Below are 19,161 nucleotides of genomic sequence, written 5' to 3'. Positions count from 1 at the left end.
GTCCCGACATCCTGCTCGTGGCTCAACGCTGTCGAGGGCTTCTTCGCCACGCTGACCCGACGACGCCTGAAGCACGGCGTCTTCCACTCCGTCGTTGACCTCCAGGCTGCCATCAACCGCTTCATCAAAGAGCATAATCACGAACCACGACCGTTCGTCTGGAAGGCCGATCCCGATCACATTATCGCAGCTGTCAGGCGCGGGCACCAAACGTTGGAATCAATCCACTAGCGAAACGGCGCATGGCCCGGCAAGCCGGCCAAAGCCGCTATTTCGACGCGTATTGCCCCGGCTCGGCACCGAAATTGTCGCGTGCAAAGGCGCGCGCCGCAGTGGCGGTCTTGAAAGTCTCGTCCTGCAACGCGGCGGTGACGATCGGGTAGTTCTGCGAATTGTAGCGCGTGCTGCGCACGGTCAGGCGGAACACGCCATCCTCGTCCTTGGCGATCAGAAATGGGCGAACGGGGATTCTCGACATAGTCTTCTCCATCACCGCCGCCGACGGGATCGTCGGGTGGCTGGACGTTGGCGAGGACTTCGGCAAAAGGGGAGCGGATCGGCTTCCGGTCGCTGGATGTCCCGGCGTCGCGCCGGCGATTGTCCTTCATATAGACGATCGGACCGGATTTAGCGAGCGATTGGATTCCCGCGACGGGAACGCTGCCCTATCGTCCCCTCTCACCGGCGCGTGGCGGGCGGCAAGTCGCCGCTCCACAGGTCGAGCCGCGTCTCGCCCGGACCGCACGCCGCCGACCAGTAGAATTTTCCCGAGGGCGATACCGACGGGCCGATATTGAGCTCAGCCGAGCAGTTGATCGTCGGCGGCAACTGCCCTTCGTCGTGCCAGCCCTTCTTGTCCTCCACCGCCGAATAGCGTTTCGCGCGCTTGTCCCCATAGGCTCGCCGCGCGCAAACACGATCCGGTCAGCGCCGCCGATAGACTGGTTCATGACGGCCTCGCTTAATGAAAATCTGTATTGAGATTGATGTTAAAACTCTTTTTGACATCAATCTCCTATTGCGAAACACGCCTCTTTTCTCCCGTTGGAGATGGTTATCAAATTTGTAAACGCCCGACGGCTGCATGATCGGCGCGAGCCGTGATGTACCTTAGAATTGTAACTTTGTTGATGGCGACATCGCTTTCACTTTCGTTTAAAATAGATTGCAACGGCGGTGATAAATGACCGAAGACAGGCTTGACCAGCTGTCGGCAAGACAAATCGAATGTTTGCGCCTCGTCGGCCAGGGCAAACGGACCAAGGATATTGCGCGCTTTCTCGGCCGCTCGCATCACACTATCCACCGCGAAATCGAAAACGCGACCAGGCTATTGGGCGCGGCGACCCGGTTCGACGCGGCGGAGTTGGTCCGCACCCACCGGTCCCGTCTTCAACCGGGGTCCGGGCCGAGCCCCGATCCGGATCCGGGCCCCGATCCGGACCCCGATCCGGACAATGACGAAGCCTTCGTCAACGAACCACAGGACCTTGCCGCCCCCTGGGATTACGCCGCACATCGTTCCTTGCAACCACCGCTCCACGGCGATGGCGACGAGTTCGGGATCCATGCGGTGAGGGAGGAAATCGCTCCGTTCATCCACAGGAACCCGAGCGTGCCGCCCGACCCACGGGGTGCCAGCGAAGGAGCAAGCCTTCATGACCTGATCAAACGATACCGCGTGATCGTTGCGATCGTCGCAGCCTTTCTGCTCGCCGCTTTGCTGGCGGGCTTCCTGGCAATCGCCCATGAGCTGCAGCAGTTGCTCATCGCCTGGGCCTATCCACCGCAATGAACAACAAACCGTGCTGCGCCTGCCGCGCCGCGCGAAGGGGGAAGATTATGCTCAATCAACGCATGACCGCCGCGCAGTCGGTCGCAGAAGCTTTCCGCCCGGCCGAGGAAGCGATCGACCATGCCGCGATGCTCGCGACGCGCTGCCTCGCCACAATGATGGAGGCGCGCGCGCTGTCCGGCGTGCCGATCGCCACCGGGCTCGATGAACTGGGTCGCATGCACGCATTGTCCAGCCGTTTGATCGAGGCGCGGCGCGACGTAATCTCGCTCCATCCCGACCTTGCTGCGGTACGCGACGCCGCCGGCCTGCGCGCCTGGTTTGGTGACAGTGACGAATGCTCACCGATCGACAGACCAAAGGGCGAAGGGTTGCATGCAATAGCGTGACGATCGCCTGTATGTATGTTATACATACCACCTATGTTCCGGATCGCCCTATTCCTGGCGTTGCTGCTCGCCGCATGCGGCTACGCGGCCAGACGCGGCGGCGGTCCGGAGCGCCTTACTGCTTACGCCTTTCTTGTCGCTTATATTCTGACAATTGTCGTCCGCTCATACAAGCCGGAGCGCTACTTGAATATAGAGACAGGAGTCTTCGTCGTTGATGCCTTGTTATTTGTCACTGTCTTGGTTATCATGCTCCGAGCCAACAGGGTATGGCCGATATGGATGAGCGCGCTTCTACTTATGGCGGTCGGCGGGCACATCGCGAAGCTGCTCGACCCACGCGTCATTCGAACGGCGTATCAGATCATGCTGTCGCTCTGGGGCTGGCCAGCGGCAATCCTGCTGATCGTCGCCACCTGGTTGCACCAGCGCCGGCTGACGCTGCTGGGTGTCGACGCATCCTGGAAGGGGTCATCGCCGGCGGATCCCCTCCTGGCCCGGCCGTTACCGCGACCGCCGCCGCGCTGATTGCTGAGTTCGGTTCCTTTCCCGGCGTCCTTGCGGCAACGCGCCGGGCGCAGATGCGGGCGACGGGCGGCGATACCCGTGCGGTCAGCCTGATCGCCGCGTTCCGCCAGGCGATGCGCCACGCGTTGCGCACCGACCTGCGGCAACGGCCGCTCATGCCCAACATGACGGCGGTGCTCGATTATCTGCGTGCCGAGCTGGCCTATGCCGGCAACGAACATTTCCGGGTGCTGTTCCTCGACGTACGCCACCGGCTGATCCGCGACGAGGAGATGTGGAGCGGGACGATCGACCAGTGCCAGGTCCATGTCCGCACGATCGTCAAGCGCGCGCTGGAACTGGACGCGAACGGGCTGATCCTGGTCCACAACCATCCCTCCGGCGATGTCACACCAAGCCGCTCCGACACAGACCTGACCCGCGCGATCGCCGCTGCGGCCAAGACCGTCGGCGTGTTCGTGATCGACCATCTGATCGTCGGCAGCACAGGCCATGCGAGTATGGTCGACCAGGGATTATGGTAAGCGATTGCGGCGGTGACAGGCGCGGCAGCCCCGATCCGCTCAGCCGACCCGGCGTCTTGCCCTACATATTGCGTGGCGCGGCGCCGGCATAGGGATCGTAAGCGGTCGGTGGCGGTGGCGGAACGACAGGCGGCAGGGGTACCGGGGCTGCGACATAAGGCGCCGCGACCACCGGATCATATGTACCGCCACCGCTTGCCGCCGATCGGATTCCCGCGGCGATGCCGGCCGCGCCGAACAGGATGAAACACCCGGTGATCACCGTCGCGCCATAGCGCCAGTTGACCCGCCCGCTCAGCATCATCAGCCCGATTACCGCGACCGCGACGATCGCGATCGTCGTCGCGACCGTGCCGAGCACGGTTCCCTGCAACCACGCCATCGCTGCGACCAGCGGATCGGACCCGATCGGATCGGCCAGCGAATAGGAAAAGACGGCGAAGCTCGCCATGGCGATGGGCGTCCTGGATGTTGCGCCGGATCGTTTAGCAGCGCGCCCGTCGATCAGCCAGCGGCTTGCCCATCTCCCCCAAACAACCGGAGTGCTGAGCAGAGATTGCTTGGGCAAAGCCACATCGGAAACTTGCATGGAATGACATTTGACAACGCGGGAGCCCGGTCGATTTCAGGATCCGCTCGATGTCCCGTATCTCCTCACGGCCTGGCATCATCCAACCTCGCCTAATCCACATTAAGTATCTGATATATAATAATTATATAGAATTCATCGTGAAGCAGCAGCATGAGATACGGGACATTATCGGTGTCCCATATCTCCCCGCCGCTCCACCTCTCAGCTCTGTCACCCGCAATGATTCAACCATGACACAAGGTGTGGTCTTGCATCTTTTGCCAAACCTATGTCGGCTCGCTCTTTCTCATTGTCGGAACAAGCTCGCGACGCGTGCAAATGGTCCCTGCTCTAATTATTGCGTTACTCCGGCATGACGAGCCGGAAGTTTCCCGCTAACCGCTTGTCCATGGCTTCCGCCCAGACCGCCCCCACGCCCATAAGCGCCCCGACTCCGATGATGGCGCAATATCTCGCGCTGAAAGCGCAGGCCGATGATTGCCTCCTCTTCTATCGCATGGGCGATTTCTTCGAGATGTTTTTCGAAGACGCGAAGATCGCCGCCGCCTGTCTCGACATCGCGCTCACCGCGCGTGGCGAACATGACGGCGTGCCGATTCCGATGTGCGGCGTGCCCGCGCATTCGGCGGAAGTATATCTCGCGCGCCTGATCAAGGCCGGCCACCGCGTCGCCCTGGCCGAGCAAACAGAAAGCCCGGCCGAAGCGAGGAAGCGCGGCGGCAAGACCCTGGTCGGCCGCGCCATCGTTCGCGTCGTCACCGCCGGTACGCTGACCGAAGAGGCGTTGCTCGACGCGCGAACCGCCAATTGGTGCGTCGCGATCGGCGAAGCGCAAAATACCGTGGCGATCGCCGCCGCCGATGTATCGACCGGCCGTTTCGAACTGATCGAGGCCGATGCGGCTGGGCTCGGCGCGCAGCTCGCCCGGCTCAATCCGGCCGAAACGATCGCGTCGGAAGCGACCGCGTTCGGCGAGGCGGCGACCATGCGACGCCCCAGGACCGAGTTCGACAGCGCGCGCGGCGAAGCACGGCTGAAGGAGCTGTTCGGCGTCGCCACGCTCGACGGTTTCGGCCAGTTCAGCCGCGCCGCGCTCGCCGCGGCCGGTGGTCTCGTCGCTTATCTCGACCACACTGCGCGCGGCTCCCTGCCCTTTCTGCGCCCGCCGCGCCTGCATCAGGCCGCGCGCCAGATGGCGATTGACGCCGCGACGCGCGAAAGCCTCGAACTGACCCAGACCGCGACCGGACAGCGCAAGGGCAGCCTGCTCGACGCGATCGACCGCACCGTCACCGGCGCCGGCGCGCGTTTGCTCGCCGCCGATATTGGCGCACCGCTGATGGACCGCACGGGCATCGAGGACCGGCTCAACCTCGTCCAGTCGCTCGCCGATGACGGAGCCTTGCGCGAACAGCTCCGTGCGACCCTGCGCAGCTTGCCCGATATCGGCCGCGCGCTCGGCCGGCTCGCGGCGGGACGCGGCTCACCGCGCGATCTCGGCCAGCTCCGCGATGGCCTCGATGGGGCCGCACGATTGGGCGAACGGCTCGACCGCGTGGACGAGCCGCCCGCTTTGCTCGCCGCACTTGCGCCGCAGCTTCGCGGGCACGGCGCGCTGATCGACCTGTTGACCCGCGCATTCGTCCCCTCCCCGCCGATCGACGCGTCGGACGGTGGTTACATCGCACCGGGTTACGACGCCGCGCTCGACGACTTGCGCGATGCCGGCGCCGGCGGCAGGCGGGCTATCGCCGCGCTGGAGGCTGACTATCGCGCCCGCACCGGCATCGCCCAATTGAAGATCCGTCATAACGGCGTGCTCGGCTATCATATCGAAGTGCCGGCGCGCGTCGCCGATGCGCTGATGAAGCCCGAAAGCGGCTTCACGCACCGCCAGACCATGGCCGGCGCGGTTCGTTTCAACGCGCCCGAACTGCACGAGGTCGCGCTCAAGGTGACGCAAGCCGGCGCGCACGCGCTGGCGGCGGAGGCCGCGCATCTCGAGGATCTGACTCAGGCCGCGCTCGACCGGCGCGAGCCCGTCGCCGCGACCGCCGACGCGCTTGCCCGCTTCGACGTCGCATCGGGCCTCGCCGAACGCGCCAGCGAAGGCGGCTGGACTCGCCCGGCTTTGGTCGACCACGCCTGTTTCGAGATTGAGGGCGGCCGCCATCCGGTGGTCGAGGATGCGCTGGCCAAGCGCGGCGAGCGCTTCGTCGCCAATGACTGCCGCCTGTCCGAGGATTCGCGGCTGTGGCTCGTCACCGGCCCGAACATGGGCGGCAAATCGACCTTCCTGCGCCAGAACGCGCTGATCGCGGTGCTTGCGCAAGCCGGCAGCTATGTGCCCGCAACATCGGCGAAGCTCGGTCTGGTCGACCGGCTGTTCAGCCGCGTCGGCGCATCAGACAATCTCGCACGCGGCCGTTCGACCTTCATGGTCGAGATGGTCGAAACCGCCGCGATCCTGGCGCAGGCGACCCCGCGCAGCTTCGTCATCCTCGACGAAGTCGGGCGCGGCACCAGCACCTATGACGGCCTCGCCATCGCGTGGGCGGTGGTCGAGGCGATCCATGAGGATAATCGCTGCCGCTGCCTGTTCGCGACGCATTATCACGAGCTTACCCGCCTCGCCGAACGCTGCGACGCGCTCACCCTCCATCATGTCCGCGCGCGCGAATGGAAGGGCGAACTGGTCCTGCTGCACGAGGTCTCCGAAGGCCCGGCCGACCGCAGCTACGGCCTTGCCGTCGCCCGCCTCGCCGGCTTGCCGCCAATCACCGTCGCCCGCGCGAAATCGGTGCTGGCCAAGCTGGAGGCAGGTCGCGCCAGGACCGGCGGCCTCGCCGCGGGCCTGGACGACCTCCCCCTGTTCGCCGCCATGGTCGAGACGGCAGAAGAGGAACGCGACGCGATCCGCACCGAAGTCGAAACGCTTGACGTCGATGCCCTCACCCCGCGCGAAGCGCTGGAAGTGCTGTATCGATTGAAGTCGCTGGCGCGCGAGGGAAATGGTTGAGAGCGGTGACGCTTATGCACTGAACGCCATGCTCTATTCCGGATCGGCGAAACAAAGGCCATCGATCGCCCGTTAAATGAGCTGGCGGCAAGTCGGTCGCGCGACGGGAGGCGATGGTGCTGAAGAAAAATCCGCTGCTGCTGGTGATCATCGGCCTCGTGCTACTCGCAGCGGGAGCGTTCATGTCCCTGACCGGCGGCCCACCCCAGGCGGATTCCGCGATGGTGACGCGGTGCCAAGATCAGGTCAGGGACCGAGGTGCGGATCAGGCACCGGAGATGCTGGAGAAATGCCGCGACACGGCCTTCGCCGCCGCGATGACCGCAGCGGACGCGGACAGCGCGGCGCGCGCGATCAGCGCTGCCAACAGTCGCGAAGTCGGCGGCAATACACTGGCGATGTTCCTGATCGGGATCGGGCTGGCCCTGACGATTGGTGGCGCAGTAGCGGTACGGAAATCACGGATCCAGCGCGACCGATGATGAAGATGGCGCACATGATCAAATCATCGATCGTGCTGCTGCTGCTCGGCATCGGATCGGCAGGTCTGGCGGCGACGCCTCGGACGGACGCGACCGCCGCCGAGCTGACCCGCTGCCTCGACGATGCTGCCAACGCGTCGACCGCCGGCCAGACCCAATGCGAGGCGAACGCGGCGCGCGCCTATGACCGCCGCATGAATGCCGCCTATGCGACACTCATGCGAACTTTGCCCCGGCCTGCGGCACAGAATCTGCGCCAGGCCCAGCAGGCATGGCTCGCCTTTCGCGATGCCGAGAGCAAGGCGCGCGACGCGCTTTACGCGACCCGGCAAGGCACGATGTATGTGCCAATGCAGGCGGCCGGCGCAACGGTCATCGTTCGCGACCGTACGCTGCAACTCGAAAACTATGCGCGGATAATCGCGATCGATTCCTGATCGCCGCGATCCGGCTATCCCGATTCAACGTCGCTCCAGCACAGTGTAGGTCATCGCCGCGCGCCACGAGAAACCGAGCGCCTCATATAGCGGGATCGCGCCGTTGCCGGGATAGACATGCAGGAATACCGCCTCATTCCGCGCGAGAATGCGCTCGATCACCACCTGCATCAGCGCGCGAGCATAACCATGGCCGCGATGGTCGGGATGGGTGCATACCGCACTTACCTCGGTGAAGCCGGTCGGTTTCATCCGCTCGCCGGCCATCGCGACAAGCCGCCCGTCCTGCTTCACGCCGATAAAATCGCCGAGCCGGTTGGTCTGGGCAAAGAACGGCCCCGGCGCAGTCAGGGTCGCCAGCGCGAGCATCTCCGGGGCATCGTCATCGCCCAGTGCGACGAAGTCGACCGGATCGCCCCCAATCTGCAATCTGGGCGCGGTGAGGTCGGTCAGCACCATCTGGTCGATCGTTGCGCGCGACCGGATCACGCTGTCGGGCGGCAACGCCACCTCCCCCACCTCGACCAGCCCGAGCGTCCCGCTCGGCGGCAACAGGCAGGCCAGCGCGAACAGATTGCCCGGACTGTCGTCGGCCGCGGCACCGAACAGGTTGATCGCGGGCGCATAACGCAGCGCACGCGTGTCGCCGAGCGCGAGGTGCGCCTGGCGGTTGGTCAGCGAATTCCAGACGGGGCGGTCGAGTGGATGAGGGTTTTTCGTCATAGCCCCTTTCAAGCACGATCGACGCCTGGGATCACCCCGTATCATGTGCCCAAAGTATCGCTCGTGACGCAAGCCGCGGAACCCACTATCTGATCCGCATGACCGGCCGCTTCGACTCCCTGCCCCAGCGCCGCGCGATCATCGATCGCCGAGTGCTTGCCGATACCCTCGCCGCGCTGGAGGGTGACGACAAGGTCGCACTGCGCTGCGCCGCCGCGGTGCAACTCAAGGCAGCACTCGACGCCGGGCGCGCCGAGATAGTCCGCCGGCTGGTCGAACACCCGTCGCGCGGGCTCGAGGCCGCCGCCGCGCAGGCGTTCCTGACCGATCAGTTGCTGCGTCTGCTTTACGACTTCACCGTTACCCGGCTTTATCCGGTCAACAACGCGACCGCTTCGGAACGCCTCACCCTGATTGCGGTCGGCGGTTATGGGCGCGGTGAGATGGCGCCGCATTCCGACATCGATATCGGCTTCCTTACTCCTTGGAAACAGACCGGGTGGAGCGAGCAGGTGATCGAGACCATGCTCTACGCGCTGTGGGATCTCGGCCTGAAGGTCGGCCATAGCAGCCGCTCGCTCGACGAAATGGTGCGCCAGGCGAAGAGCGACATCACCATCCGCACCGCCTTGCTCGAGGCGCGCTATGTGTGGGGCGATACCGCGCTCTACGAAGAAGCCGCACGCCGCTTCAAGGCCGAGGTGCAGACCGATACCGCGCGCGCCTTCATCGCCGACAAGCTGGTCGAGCGCGACATCCGCCACCGCAAGATGGGCGACACACGCTATGTCGTCGAACCCAATGTGAAGGAGGGCAAGGGCGGCCTGCGCGATCTCCACACGCTGTTCTGGATCGGCAAATACGCCTATAACGTGCAGAGCTCGGCCGAGCTGGTCGGTGCCGGGCTGCTAACCGCCGACGAGTATCGCCAGTTTCACCGCGCGGAGAATTTTCTCTGGTCAGTGCGCTGCCAGTTGCACAGCATCGCCGGCCGCGCCGAGGACCGGCTGACCTTCGACCTGCAGCGCGAGATTGCCGAACGGCTGCGCTTCGCCGATCGCCCGGGCAAGTCGAGCGTCGAGCGCTTCATGCAATATTACTTCCTGCAGGCGAAGACGGTCGGCAACCTTACTGGCGTCTTCCTCGCGCATCTCGATGAGAAGTTCGCCGCGCGCGGCCGCCGCTTCGGTCTGCCGACGCTTCGCCGCCACCCGAGCAAGCTCAACGGGTTCCGGCTCGAACGCGGGCGGATTACCTTGCCGTCGGACGATTTCCTCGCGAAGAAACCGGTGCGGCTGATCGAGATGTTCGCGCTCGCCGACAAGCATGGGCTGGAGATCCACCCGCTGGCGATGCGCGCCGCCGCGCGCGACGCGAAACTCGCCGATGACATCCGCAAGGACCCCGACGCCAACGCCTATTTCCTCGACGTGCTGACCTCCCCACGCGATCCCGAAACTGTGTTGCGCTGGATGAACGAAGCGGGGGTGTTCGGCCGCTTCGTGCCCGATTTCGGCCGCGTCGTCGCGCAGATGCAGTTCGACATGTATCATCACTATACCGTCGACGAACACACCATCCGCGCGATCGGGCTGTTGTCGAAGATCGAGCATGGCGAGCTCAACGAGGATCACCCGCTCTCCACCGCGATCATGAAGCAGATCGTATCGCGCCGCGCGCTCTATGTCGCGGTGCTGCTGCACGACATCGCCAAGGGCCGCGGCGGCGATCATTCGGTGCTCGGCGCCGAAGTCGCGCACCGGCTCTGCCCGCGCTTCGGGCTGACCCCGGCGGAGACCGAGAACGTCGCCTGGCTGGTCCGCGCGCATTTGCTGATGTCGGCGACCGCGTTCAAGCGCGACCTGTCGGACTTCAAGACGATCCTCGATTTCGCCGAAGTGGTGCAAAGCCCCGAACGCCTCAGGATGCTGCTTGCGCTAACCGTGGTCGATATTCGCGCGGTCGGACCGGGCGTGTGGAATGGCTGGAAGCGGCAATTGCTGTCCGACCTGTACGAATCCGCCGAGGAAGTGCTGCGCCTCGGCCATAAGCAAAAGGGCCGCGCCGACCGCATCGCCGCCAAGCAGGAAACGCTGCAGGCGACGCTCGGCTGGGACGATGCGACTTTCGCCCGCCTGGTGAAGCGCTTGCCCGAACCCTATTGGGTCGCCGAGCCCGAGGATGTGCTGGCGCGTAATGCCCGGCTGATCGAGGCGGCCGGAAGCGCGCAGCTGTCGATCGCGGCGCAGGTCTATCCCGAACGCGGCGCGACTCTGGTCACGGTCTATGCCGCCGACCATCCCGGCCTGTTCTACCGCATCGCGGGGGCGATCCATGTCGCGGGCGGCAACATCATCGATGCACGCATCCACACCACGCGCGACGGCATGGCGCTGGACAATTTCCTCGTCCAGGATCCCTTTGGCCGCCCGTTCGACGATGCCGGGCAGCTCAGCCGGCTGCAGACCGCGATCGAGGATGCGCTCGCCAATCGTGGCAAGATGCTCGACCGGCTGATGGCCAAGCCCCTGCCGCGCACGCGCGCCGAAGCGTTCGAGATCGCGCCCAACGTGCTGGTCGACAACAAGGCGTCGAACCGCTTCACCGTGGTCGAGGTCAATGCGCGCGACCGACCGGCGCTGCTGCACCAGCTCGCTTACACCTTGTTCCAGTCGAAGGTGACGATACACTCGTCGCATGTCGCGACCTATGGCGAGCGCGCGGTCGATACCTTCTATCTGACCGATCTGCTCGGCGACAAGATCGCCGGCGGACCGCGCCTGAAGACGATCGAACGCCGCCTGCTCGACGCGGCGGCGGGACGGAATATGGTCGAGAGCGAATAACAGGAGGAGATGGACGATGCCGGTATTGGGAATTGGGGGCCTGTTCTTTCGCGCAAAGGATCCGGACGCATTGTCCGCCTGGTACCGTGAGCATCTCGGCATGGGTGCGGGCTGTGTCGCGACCGAGGGGGCGCCGATCGATGAATGGTCATGGCAGACCGAAGGCGGCGCGGTGGTGTTCGCGCCGTTCAAGGAAACGACCGACTATTTCGCCGCCGACAAGCAGTTCATGCTCAATTTGCGCGTGCGCGATCTCGACTCGCTGCTCGAACAGCTCAACGCGGCGGGCATCGCGATTGTCACCAAGCCGGAATGGAATGACCCCTCGGTCGGCCAGTTCGCGCGCATCCATGATCCCGAGGGCAACGCGATCGAACTGTGGGAACCGCCGGTCAGATGATTGGCGGATGTCGGTCGACAGCGGTTCCGATCTCCTGCATTCGGGGAGGCAGGATTACCCTGAGGCGATGGCCGATCCAGCGGAGGAAATTTCAGATGTACAGTCATATCATGGTCGGCGCGGACAATGTCGAAGAGTCGAAAAGCTTCTACGACGCGACGCTCGCGGTATTGGGGGTTCCGCCGGGTCGGGTCGATGAAAAGGGGCGCGTCTTCTACGTGACGCCGACCGGCATCTTCTCGATCTCCAAACCGATCAACGGCGAACCCGCCAGCTGCGCCAATGGCGGCACGATCGGCTTTGCCGCCAAGTCGCCCGAAGAGGCCGCTGCCTGGCATGCCGCGGGTCTCTCTGCCGGGGGCGCCTCGTGCGAAGATCCACCCGGCATTCGCCAGGGCAGCTTCGGCGAACTCTACCTCGCCTATCTGCGCGACCCGTCGGGTAACAAGCTGTGCGCCATGCATCGCATGCCGGCCGCCTGATCGACGCCATCCCGCCGCCGTGCCGCCGATCGCGCGCACTGTATCGACCGCGATCTGCAGCCGGCGGCTTGTACCCTCAACAACAACCGCTGCGTGTCGAGCGGCGCGGGGCGGCCAGGTCGTCCTCGACTTCGCGGGAAAGCGGCAAGCACGATTGCATGAAAGCTCGCGACCGGCTGTCATATTGCGCTGAGGACGCCGCCATTGCGGCCTCGAACCCGCCCCGGATTGCGCTGAGTGTCAGCGAATGGGGGCGACGCCGATCCACGCCGATCGATCTAGAAAGCTCCTAAGACTGGGCCATATCGGTGGGCATGCTCATCTCGACGGGGCTCATCTCGACGGGCCGCTGTCTTCGATCGGCACCGACAGGCTGCGTTTTCCCGTGCCGAGCACGACGTTGGTGGTGAAGCGCCGCACATTGGGATTTTCCGCGATCAGGCGGCTCATCAACGCGTCATAGGTTTCCACGTCGCGCGCCGCGACGATCAGGATGAAGTCCGCGCTGCCGGTCACATAAAACACCTGCTGGATATGCTCGTCTTCGTTAAGCCATTGGCGCAAGCGCACGATCATCTCGGGCCGTTCGCGCTCGATCTCCAGCGCGACCACGAAGAAGGTCGGCTTGCCCACCCGGACAGGATCGACAACCGCCACATTGGCCAGAATGACCCCCTGCGCTTTCAGGCGCTTCAGTCGACGCAACACCGCCGACGCCGACAGGCCGACCGTCTCGCCGAGCCGATCGGCGTTCATGTCGGCATCGCGCTGAACCAGCGACAGGAGCTTGCGGTCGAAACCATCGAGTTGGAAGGTGCGGGGCATCGCCGGCACATTAGCACCTAGAAACGCCGATTTCGTGCATTTTTGCAGCGTAACTCGCCGCCTCCCGGCACATCCCGACGCTATCTTCAAAAGCATGAACCATCCCAATCCTGCCGGCATCGAGGCCGCGCTGAAGATCATCGATCCCGTCTTCCTCGCCACGCCGTTGCGACAATCGCGCGCGCTCGACCAGGAAATCGGCGCGACGCTTTTGCTGAAGGACGAAACGGCCAATCCAATCCGGTCGTTCAAGGGGCGCGGTGCCGAGAATTTCGCGGCGCGGCTCGAAAGCGGCGCCGCTTTGGTGTGCGGGTCGGCGGGGAATTTCGGCCAGGGCCTGGCCTGGGCTACGCGGCGGCGTGGCATCGGGCTGACGGTTTACGCCGCGCTCGGCGCGGTGGTTTCGAAGGTCGAGGCAATGCGGCGCCTCGCTGCCGATGTCCGGCTGTTCGGTGCCGATTTCGATGCCGCGAAGGACGGAGCCCGGGCTTATGCCGCGCAGGAGGGCCAGATCTATGTCGAGGATGGCACCGACCGCCTGATCGCCGAAGGCGCCGGCACGCTCGCGCTGGAAATGTGCCGCGATGCCGACCCTTTCGATGTGGCGATCGTGCCGCTGGGCAATGGAGCGCTCGCTTCGGGGGTCGGAACCTGGCTGAAACACGCCGCGCCGCAAACCCGGATCGTCGCGGTCGCCGCGACGGGAGCGCCGGCCATGGCTCGGGCGGTGTTGGGGCTTCCACCCGGCGAGTTGCCCATGACGGACACGATTGCCGACGGCATCGCGGTGCGTGTGCCTATTCCCTATGCGGTCGATTGTGTCCGGCAGGTCGTCGATGATGTCGTACTGGTCGAGGACAAGGCGATCCGCCACGCCATGGATCTGCTGCGCGAGCATCTCGGTCTGATCGTCGAACCAGCCGGCGCGGCCGGGCTTGCCGCCCTGATTGCCGAACCGGATCGCTGGCGCGGCCTGCGCGTCGCGGTGCCGCTGTGCGGCGGCAATATCGACTGACGGCCAAGTCGACTGGCAGGCAAATCGCCTGGCAGCCAATTGTTTCATTCACGCCCGAAGGACACAATGACCGATCGCACATGCATAAACTGCATGTGCGATCGGCGGTCTACGTTACGGTAAAAGTAAGATCGCCTTGCAAGTCGCGGATTTACGACTGCAATCTCTGCAGGCGTAAATGGGTATTGTGTGGAGGCCATGGACATTGCCGACCCTCGCGGACGCGCCGCCACGAACGGCAACGAGAGTTTGCAAATTAAGTTCTGATAAATTCAGTTCTGGCAGGGCGAAAAAGTCGGGCTAGGAGCCACTGGCCGATCCGATATGAGGTTGCCCGCATGCCATTTCACGATTTCGCCGCCCATGCGGCCCGAACGCTGGAAGACGCCACGATCACGGAGCTGCCGCATCATTATCGCGGCAAGGTGCGCGACAATTACGATCTTGCCGATGGCCGCCGTATCATCATCGCCAGCGATCGGCTCAGCGCCTTCGATCAAATCTTGTGCGCCGTCCCGTTCAAGGGCCAGTTGCTAACCCAGACGGCACGCTTCTGGTTCGAGCAGACCGCCCATATCTGCCGCAACCATGTCCTGGAGTATCCGGATCCCAACGTCCTGATCTGTCGCCGCCTCGACATTCTGCCGGTCGAGATCGTCGTGCGCGGCTATCTGGCGGGGACGACGGGCACCTCGATCCTGACGCTCTACAAGAACGGCCAGCTCGCCATGTACGGCATGTCGTTGCCGGATGGATTGCGTGACAATGAACAACTGCCGCGTCCGATCATCACGCCGACCAGCAAGGAATTCGACGGCGGCCATGACGAACCACTGAGCCCGGCGGAGATTTTCGAGCGCAAGCTCCTCACCATGGCGCAATGGGAGGAGGTCAGCGCCACCGCGCTCGCGCTGTTCGCCCACGGCCAGAAGCTGGCGCGCGATCGTGGCCTGATCCTGGCGGATACCAAATATGAATTCGGCCTCGACCCTGAAGGCAGGATCGTCCTCGCCGACGAGATACATACCCCCGACAGCAGCCGCTACTGGAAGCAGTCGAGTTATGAGCGGCGTTTCGCAAGCGGCAAGCGGCCCGATAGTTTCGATAAGGATTTCGTCCGGGCCTGGGTAGCCGACCGATGCGATCCCTATCGGGAGGCCATTCCCGAGATTCCTGAGGATCTCGTGCTGGGAACGTCCGCGGTCTATGCCGAGGCGTTCGAAACAATCACCGGTCAGCCGTTCGAACCCGATCTTGAAGGCGAAACGGTGCTCGATCGCATCCGCGACCGGCTGCTGCCTTTGTTCGTGTAACCGGTCATTGACCTGATTTTCGTGATCCACCGCCGAGGAACAGTGTGTGACCGGCGACCATTCATGAACGTGTACTTCGGAGCGGCTGCAGAGGAAGCTGGGCAGTCGGCGGCTCAAATGTCCGCGATTGGTGTTTGTTCTTGGTCCGCATTTAGAAAAAAAGGACTGCGGAAGCACACATTCGCCGATCAGCTGCGACCGCTTGTAAAATAGAATCAGTGGGATTATTCAATACCGATTGCAAATTGCAAGCAGTTGGAAGGTTGCGCAGCATGATAAGCGTTTTCGGCGAAGGTAGGGGGTTCCGCGTCGTCAGGCTGCTGGAAGAGATGGGGCTCGAGTATCGGCTGAGGGACGTGGACCTGCTCGCCGGCGTCGAGGGCGATGCGGAGTTTCTGGCCATCAACCCCGCCGGGTTCATTCCCGCGATCCAGGACGGCGATGTCACGATGGTCGAGTCGATCGCGATCATGGAATATCTGATGGCCCGCTATGGGCCGACGCCGCTCGCGCCGGACCCGCGCGATCCCGACTTTCCCGCGTACCAGCAATTCCTGCACCTCGGCGAAGCCGGCCTCGCCGCCTCGATCTACTTCGTCAACGGCGCGCGCAATTGCGCGCCCGAGGCCGAGCGGTACAACTGGAGCGCCCGACAAGCGCTGGACGTGTTCGAAACCCGGCTGCGGCTGGTGACGCGCCAGCTTGCGCGCTCGCCCTATCTCGCCGGCCAGCAGTTCACGGCGGCTGACATTTCGGTGACCTATGCCCTGGAACTGGCCCAAAGAACCGTGGGCTTCACTCTGGGCGAGGCGGAGCGAGCCTATGTCGCCCGCACTACCAGACGCGACGCCTACAAGCGGACCATGGAAACATGTCACGCCACGCGGGCATGGGCGGCTTCGCTGACTAGTCAATAGCGCACTGCCGCCGGGAACAATCTACCCGGCGGCGTCTCGACTCCGGCAGGCGCCGAGCATCAGATCATTTCGGCGCGAGCACCATCAGCATCTGCCGGCCTTCCATGCGCGGATAGGCCTCGACCTTGGCGGTCTCGACCACATCGGCCTGGACGCGCTGGAGCAGCGCCATGCCAAGCTGGCCATGGCTCAATTCGCGGCCACGGAAGCGCAGGGTGATCTTCACCTTGTCGCCCTCGCCGATGAATTCGGCGACCTTTTTCATCTTGGTGTCGTAATCATGGTCGTCGATATTCGGACGCATCTTGATCTCCTTGATCTCCTGCGTCTTTTGCGACTTGCGTGCGAGGTTGGCCTTTTTCTGCGCCTCGTACTTGAATTTGCCGACATCGAGGAACTTGGCGACGGGCGGATCCGCGTTGGGCGACACTTCGACAAGGTCGAGCCCGATGCTCTGCGCCTGTTCCATCGCTTCCCGGGTATACATCACGCCGAGATTCTCGCCGTCCTGATCGATCACGCGGACCTTGGGCGACTGGATGAATTCGTTGAAGCGGGGGCCGTTCATCGGTGGCGCCTGCCGGGTCATAGGGGGTCGGATAGGTGTAGCTCCTGTGGTTGTTCCGCTATTTTGCGCGCGATCCATAGCTCAACGCGCGACTGAGCGAAAGCCGCGCGTTGATGGTCGTCCACGCAGCCCTAAAGATCGGGTGCCAAGGCGCTTTTCGCAAGCATCGCCACCACATCGTCGAGACTCAGCATCTCCTGCCGGTCGCTGCCGAGACGGCGGAGCGCGACCGTGCCCTCCTCCGCCTCGCGTTTGCCGACCACCAGCAGATTGGGGACCTTGGCCAGGCTGTGCTCACGTACCTTGTAATTGATCTTTTCGTTGCGCAGGTCGCTTTCGACCCGCAGCCCCGCCGCCGCCAGCTTCGCCACGACCTCATGCGCGTAGTCGTCGGCATCCGACACGATCGTCGCGACCACCGCCTGCACCGGCGCGAGCCACAGCGGGAAGCGGCCCGCATGATGTTCGATCAAGATGCCGAGGAATCGTTCGAACGTGCCGAGGATCGCGCGATGCAGCATCACCGGGCGATGCCGTTCGCCGTCCGCGCCGACATACGAGGCATCGAGCCGTTCGGGCATGACATAATCTAGCTGCAGCGTACCGCACTGCCAGGTCCGGCCGATCGCATCGGTCAGATGAAATTCGAGCTTGGGGCCGTAAAACGCACCCTCGCCCGGCAATTCTTCATAGCTGTAAGTGTCGTTGAGCCGCCCGGCCTGTTCGAGTGCTGTGCGCAGATCGCCCTCGGCACGGTCCCACAGTGCATCCTCGCCGGCCCGATTGTCGGGGCGCAGCGCGAGCTTGATCATGTAGGAATCGAAACCGAGATCGCGATAGATCGAATCGAGCAGGTCGCAGAACGCCCGCGTCTCCGAGATGATCTGATCCTCGGTGCAGAAGATATGCGCATCGTCCTGCGTGAATTGCCGTACGCGAATGATGCCGTGCAGCGCGCCATGCGCCTCGTTGCGGTGACAGCAGCCGAACTCGGCAAGGCGCAGCGGCAGATCGCGGTACGACTTGATCCCCTGGCGGAAGACCTGGACATGCGCCGGGCAGTTCATCGGCTTCAATGCCATCAGGTCGCCCGCGCCGGTCAGCACCGGCTTGTCGGGGTCCGTACCGGGCACTTCGTCGGGCACGACGAACATATTCTCGCGGAACTTGCCCCAATGGCCCGATGCTTCCCACAGCTTGGCATCCATCAGCTGCGGCGTCTTGATCTCGGCATAACCGGCGGCATCGAGCTTGCGGCGCATATATGCCTCGAGCGCGCGCCACATCGTCCAGCCCTTGGGGTGCCAGAAGACCGAGCCTTGCGCTTCCGACTGGAGGTGGAACAGGTCCATCTCGGCGGCAATCTTGCGGTGATCTCGCTTGGCCGCTTCCTCGAGTCGCACGAGATGCGCGTCGAGCTGCTTCTTGTTGAGCCAGCCGGTGCCGTAGACGCGCGAAAGCATCGCGTTCTTCTGGTCGCCACGCCAATAAGCGCCGGAGACGCGCGTCAGCTTGAACGCTTGCGGATCAAGTTTCCCCGTCGAGGCAAGATGCGGGCCGCGGCACATGTCGAGCCAGGCGTCCGCGCCCGTGCCGGCGCGATACACCGTCAATTCCTCGCCCTCGGGCAGTTCGGCGGCCCATTCGGCCTTGAAGCTCTCGCCCTGCTTCTGCCAGCGGTCGATCAGGTCGGCGCGGCTCCACACTTCGCGGATCAGCGGCTCATCGCGTGCGATGACCTTGCGCATCTCCGCCTCGATTGCGGGCAGGTCCTCGTCGGTGAACGGCCGGTCCTTCGGCGCGAAGTCGTAATAGAAGCCGTCATCCGTCGATGGGCCGAAAGTGATCTGCGTGCCCGGAAACAGCGACTGCACCGCCTCGGCCAGCACATGGGCATAATCGTGCCGCGCGAGTTCGAGCGCGTCGGCCTCGTCACGCGACGTGACCAAAGCGAGCTGCGCATCGCCCTCGAACGGGCGCATGATATCGCGCAGCTCGCCATCGACGCGCGCCGCGATCGCCGCCTTGGCCAGGCCCGGCCCGATCGCCGCGGCGATATCCGCCGGCGTGGTGCCAAGCGGGACCGCACGGACCGAACCATCGGGCAGCGTGATCGAAAGCATGTCGTTCATCGAATTCGTTCCTGTGGATTTGGCGGGCTTATGCACACCCGCAGCGCTTTGGAAAAGCCTTGGGAAAAGCGTCGTGGATGGTTTTCAGGAACGGAAGAGAGACGCCGCCTCACCCGTTCCCGGGTGAGGCTCTCGGCACAGGCACCGTCAGCGAGTGACGCGCAGGCCGAGATC

General features: G+C 64.0%; 19 protein-coding genes and 2 pseudogenes. 14 read left to right on the top strand and 7 right to left on the bottom strand.

Translation table 11 applies throughout. The features are described 5' to 3' along the window. Window positions 1–231: pseudogene (locus tag ACVWZA_RS19775) on the top strand (IS630 family transposase); the annotation flags it as partial. A 37-nt stretch (window positions 232–268) separates the two neighbouring features. Here the strand turns inward: ACVWZA_RS19775 and ACVWZA_RS19770 are convergent. Further along, window positions 269–478, bottom strand: a complete 210-nt coding sequence (locus ACVWZA_RS19770) for a hypothetical protein (protein ID WP_183111288.1) — start codon at window positions 476–478, stop codon at window positions 269–271. Between the two features lie 200 nt (window positions 479–678). Next, window positions 679–864, bottom strand: coding sequence for a hypothetical protein (locus tag ACVWZA_RS19765; protein WP_457313131.1), 186 nt, complete (start codon window positions 862–864; stop codon window positions 679–681). A 319-nt stretch (window positions 865–1,183) separates the two neighbouring features. On the opposite strand from ACVWZA_RS19765, the gene ACVWZA_RS19760 reads away from it, so the two are divergent. The 4 genes from ACVWZA_RS19760 to ACVWZA_RS19745 are packed head-to-tail and all read left to right on the top strand — an operon-like array spanning window position 1,184 to window position 3,236. Continuing rightward, window positions 1,184–1,795, top strand: a complete 612-nt coding sequence (locus ACVWZA_RS19760; protein WP_457313129.1) for a helix-turn-helix domain-containing protein — start codon at window positions 1,184–1,186, stop codon at window positions 1,793–1,795. Window positions 1,796–1,842: 47 nt separating this feature from the next. Next, window positions 1,843–2,184: a hypothetical protein gene (locus ACVWZA_RS19755; RefSeq protein ID WP_457313127.1), complete on the top strand. Its 342-nt coding sequence runs from the start codon at window positions 1,843–1,845 to the stop codon at window positions 2,182–2,184. Window positions 2,185–2,217: 33 nt separating this feature from the next. Then, entirely contained in the window at window positions 2,218–2,712 is a 495-nt protein-coding gene (locus tag ACVWZA_RS19750) for a hypothetical protein (RefSeq protein ID WP_457313138.1), read from the top strand. Beyond that, window positions 2,601–3,236, top strand: a complete 636-nt coding sequence (locus tag ACVWZA_RS19745; protein ID WP_457313136.1) for a JAB domain-containing protein — start codon at window positions 2,601–2,603, stop codon at window positions 3,234–3,236. The genes ACVWZA_RS19750 and ACVWZA_RS19745 overlap by 112 nt, the downstream gene beginning before the upstream one ends. 190 nt (window positions 3,237–3,426) lie before the next feature. Here ACVWZA_RS19745 and ACVWZA_RS19740 read toward each other — a convergent pair. Then, window positions 3,427–3,825 (bottom strand): annotated as a pseudogene (locus ACVWZA_RS19740) (TrbC/VirB2 family protein); the annotation flags it as partial. 439 nt (window positions 3,826–4,264) lie between these two features. Here ACVWZA_RS19740 and mutS point away from each other — a divergent pair. The 3 genes from mutS to ACVWZA_RS19725 all read left to right on the top strand — a co-directional run bounded on the left by mutS (window position 4,265) and on the right by ACVWZA_RS19725 (window position 7,766). After that, entirely contained in the window at window positions 4,265–6,847 is a 2,583-nt protein-coding gene (gene mutS / locus ACVWZA_RS19735) for a DNA mismatch repair protein MutS (RefSeq protein ID WP_457313125.1), read from the top strand. A 113-nt stretch (window positions 6,848–6,960) separates the two neighbouring features. Continuing rightward, complete coding sequence (locus tag ACVWZA_RS19730) at window positions 6,961–7,329, top strand: hypothetical protein (RefSeq protein WP_457313123.1); 369 nt, start codon at window positions 6,961–6,963, stop codon at window positions 7,327–7,329. Between the two features lie 14 nt (window positions 7,330–7,343). Further along, entirely contained in the window at window positions 7,344–7,766 is a 423-nt protein-coding gene (locus ACVWZA_RS19725; RefSeq protein WP_457313121.1) for a lysozyme inhibitor LprI family protein, read from the top strand. 24 nt (window positions 7,767–7,790) lie between these two features. On the opposite strand, the gene ACVWZA_RS19720 is transcribed toward ACVWZA_RS19725, so the two are convergent. Beyond that, a complete protein-coding gene (locus tag ACVWZA_RS19720; protein ID WP_457313119.1) occupies window positions 7,791–8,489 on the bottom strand; it encodes a GNAT family N-acetyltransferase in 699 nt (232 codons plus the stop codon). A gap of 98 nt (window positions 8,490–8,587) precedes the next feature. Here ACVWZA_RS19720 and ACVWZA_RS19715 point away from each other — a divergent pair, with 98 nt between their 5' ends. The 3 genes from ACVWZA_RS19715 (at window position 8,588) to ACVWZA_RS19705 (ending at window position 12,217) form a co-directional block, all read left to right on the top strand. Further along, the gene (locus tag ACVWZA_RS19715; RefSeq protein ID WP_457313117.1) at window positions 8,588–11,335 is read left to right on the top strand and encodes a [protein-PII] uridylyltransferase; all 2,748 of its coding nucleotides are present in this window, start codon (window positions 8,588–8,590) and stop codon (window positions 11,333–11,335) included. Between the two features lie 16 nt (window positions 11,336–11,351). After that, the gene (locus ACVWZA_RS19710) at window positions 11,352–11,735 is read left to right on the top strand and encodes a VOC family protein (RefSeq protein ID WP_457313115.1); all 384 of its coding nucleotides are present in this window, start codon (window positions 11,352–11,354) and stop codon (window positions 11,733–11,735) included. A gap of 95 nt (window positions 11,736–11,830) precedes the next feature. Further along, window positions 11,831–12,217 (top strand): VOC family protein, encoded by a 387-nt coding sequence (locus tag ACVWZA_RS19705; protein ID WP_457313113.1) that lies wholly within the window; start codon window positions 11,831–11,833, stop codon window positions 12,215–12,217. A 333-nt stretch (window positions 12,218–12,550) separates the two neighbouring features. Here the strand turns inward: ACVWZA_RS19705 and ACVWZA_RS19700 are convergent, their stop codons facing one another. Further along, window positions 12,551–13,042 carry an Lrp/AsnC family transcriptional regulator gene (locus ACVWZA_RS19700; protein WP_457313111.1) on the bottom strand — a complete coding sequence of 164 codons (492 nt, stop codon included), beginning with the start codon at window positions 13,040–13,042 and terminating at the stop codon, window positions 12,551–12,553. A gap of 94 nt (window positions 13,043–13,136) precedes the next feature. On the opposite strand from ACVWZA_RS19700, the gene ACVWZA_RS19695 reads away from it, so the two are divergent. The 3 genes from ACVWZA_RS19695 (at window position 13,137) to ACVWZA_RS19685 (ending at window position 16,287) form a co-directional block, all read left to right on the top strand. Further along, window positions 13,137–14,057: a threonine ammonia-lyase gene (locus ACVWZA_RS19695; protein WP_457313109.1), complete on the top strand. Its 921-nt coding sequence runs from the start codon at window positions 13,137–13,139 to the stop codon at window positions 14,055–14,057. A gap of 338 nt (window positions 14,058–14,395) precedes the next feature. Further along, window positions 14,396–15,370, top strand: a complete 975-nt coding sequence (locus ACVWZA_RS19690; RefSeq protein ID WP_457313107.1) for a phosphoribosylaminoimidazolesuccinocarboxamide synthase — start codon at window positions 14,396–14,398, stop codon at window positions 15,368–15,370. 272 nt (window positions 15,371–15,642) lie between these two features. After that, entirely contained in the window at window positions 15,643–16,287 is a 645-nt protein-coding gene (locus tag ACVWZA_RS19685; RefSeq protein WP_457313105.1) for a glutathione S-transferase family protein, read from the top strand. Window positions 16,288–16,351: 64 nt separating this feature from the next. Here the strand turns inward: ACVWZA_RS19685 and infC are convergent, their stop codons facing one another. Next, complete coding sequence (infC, locus tag ACVWZA_RS19680) at window positions 16,352–16,855, bottom strand: translation initiation factor IF-3 (RefSeq protein WP_457313103.1); 504 nt, start codon at window positions 16,853–16,855, stop codon at window positions 16,352–16,354. A 131-nt stretch (window positions 16,856–16,986) separates the two neighbouring features. Then, window positions 16,987–18,987: a threonine--tRNA ligase gene (gene thrS / locus ACVWZA_RS19675; RefSeq protein WP_457313101.1), complete on the bottom strand. Its 2,001-nt coding sequence runs from the start codon at window positions 18,985–18,987 to the stop codon at window positions 16,987–16,989. Window positions 18,988–19,161: the final 174 nt, after the last annotated feature.

This window comes from Sphingomonas sp. UYAg733, assembly GCF_054057355.1.
Note: the sequence above shows the minus strand (reverse complement) of the source record. Positions and strands in the feature narration are given on the sequence as shown.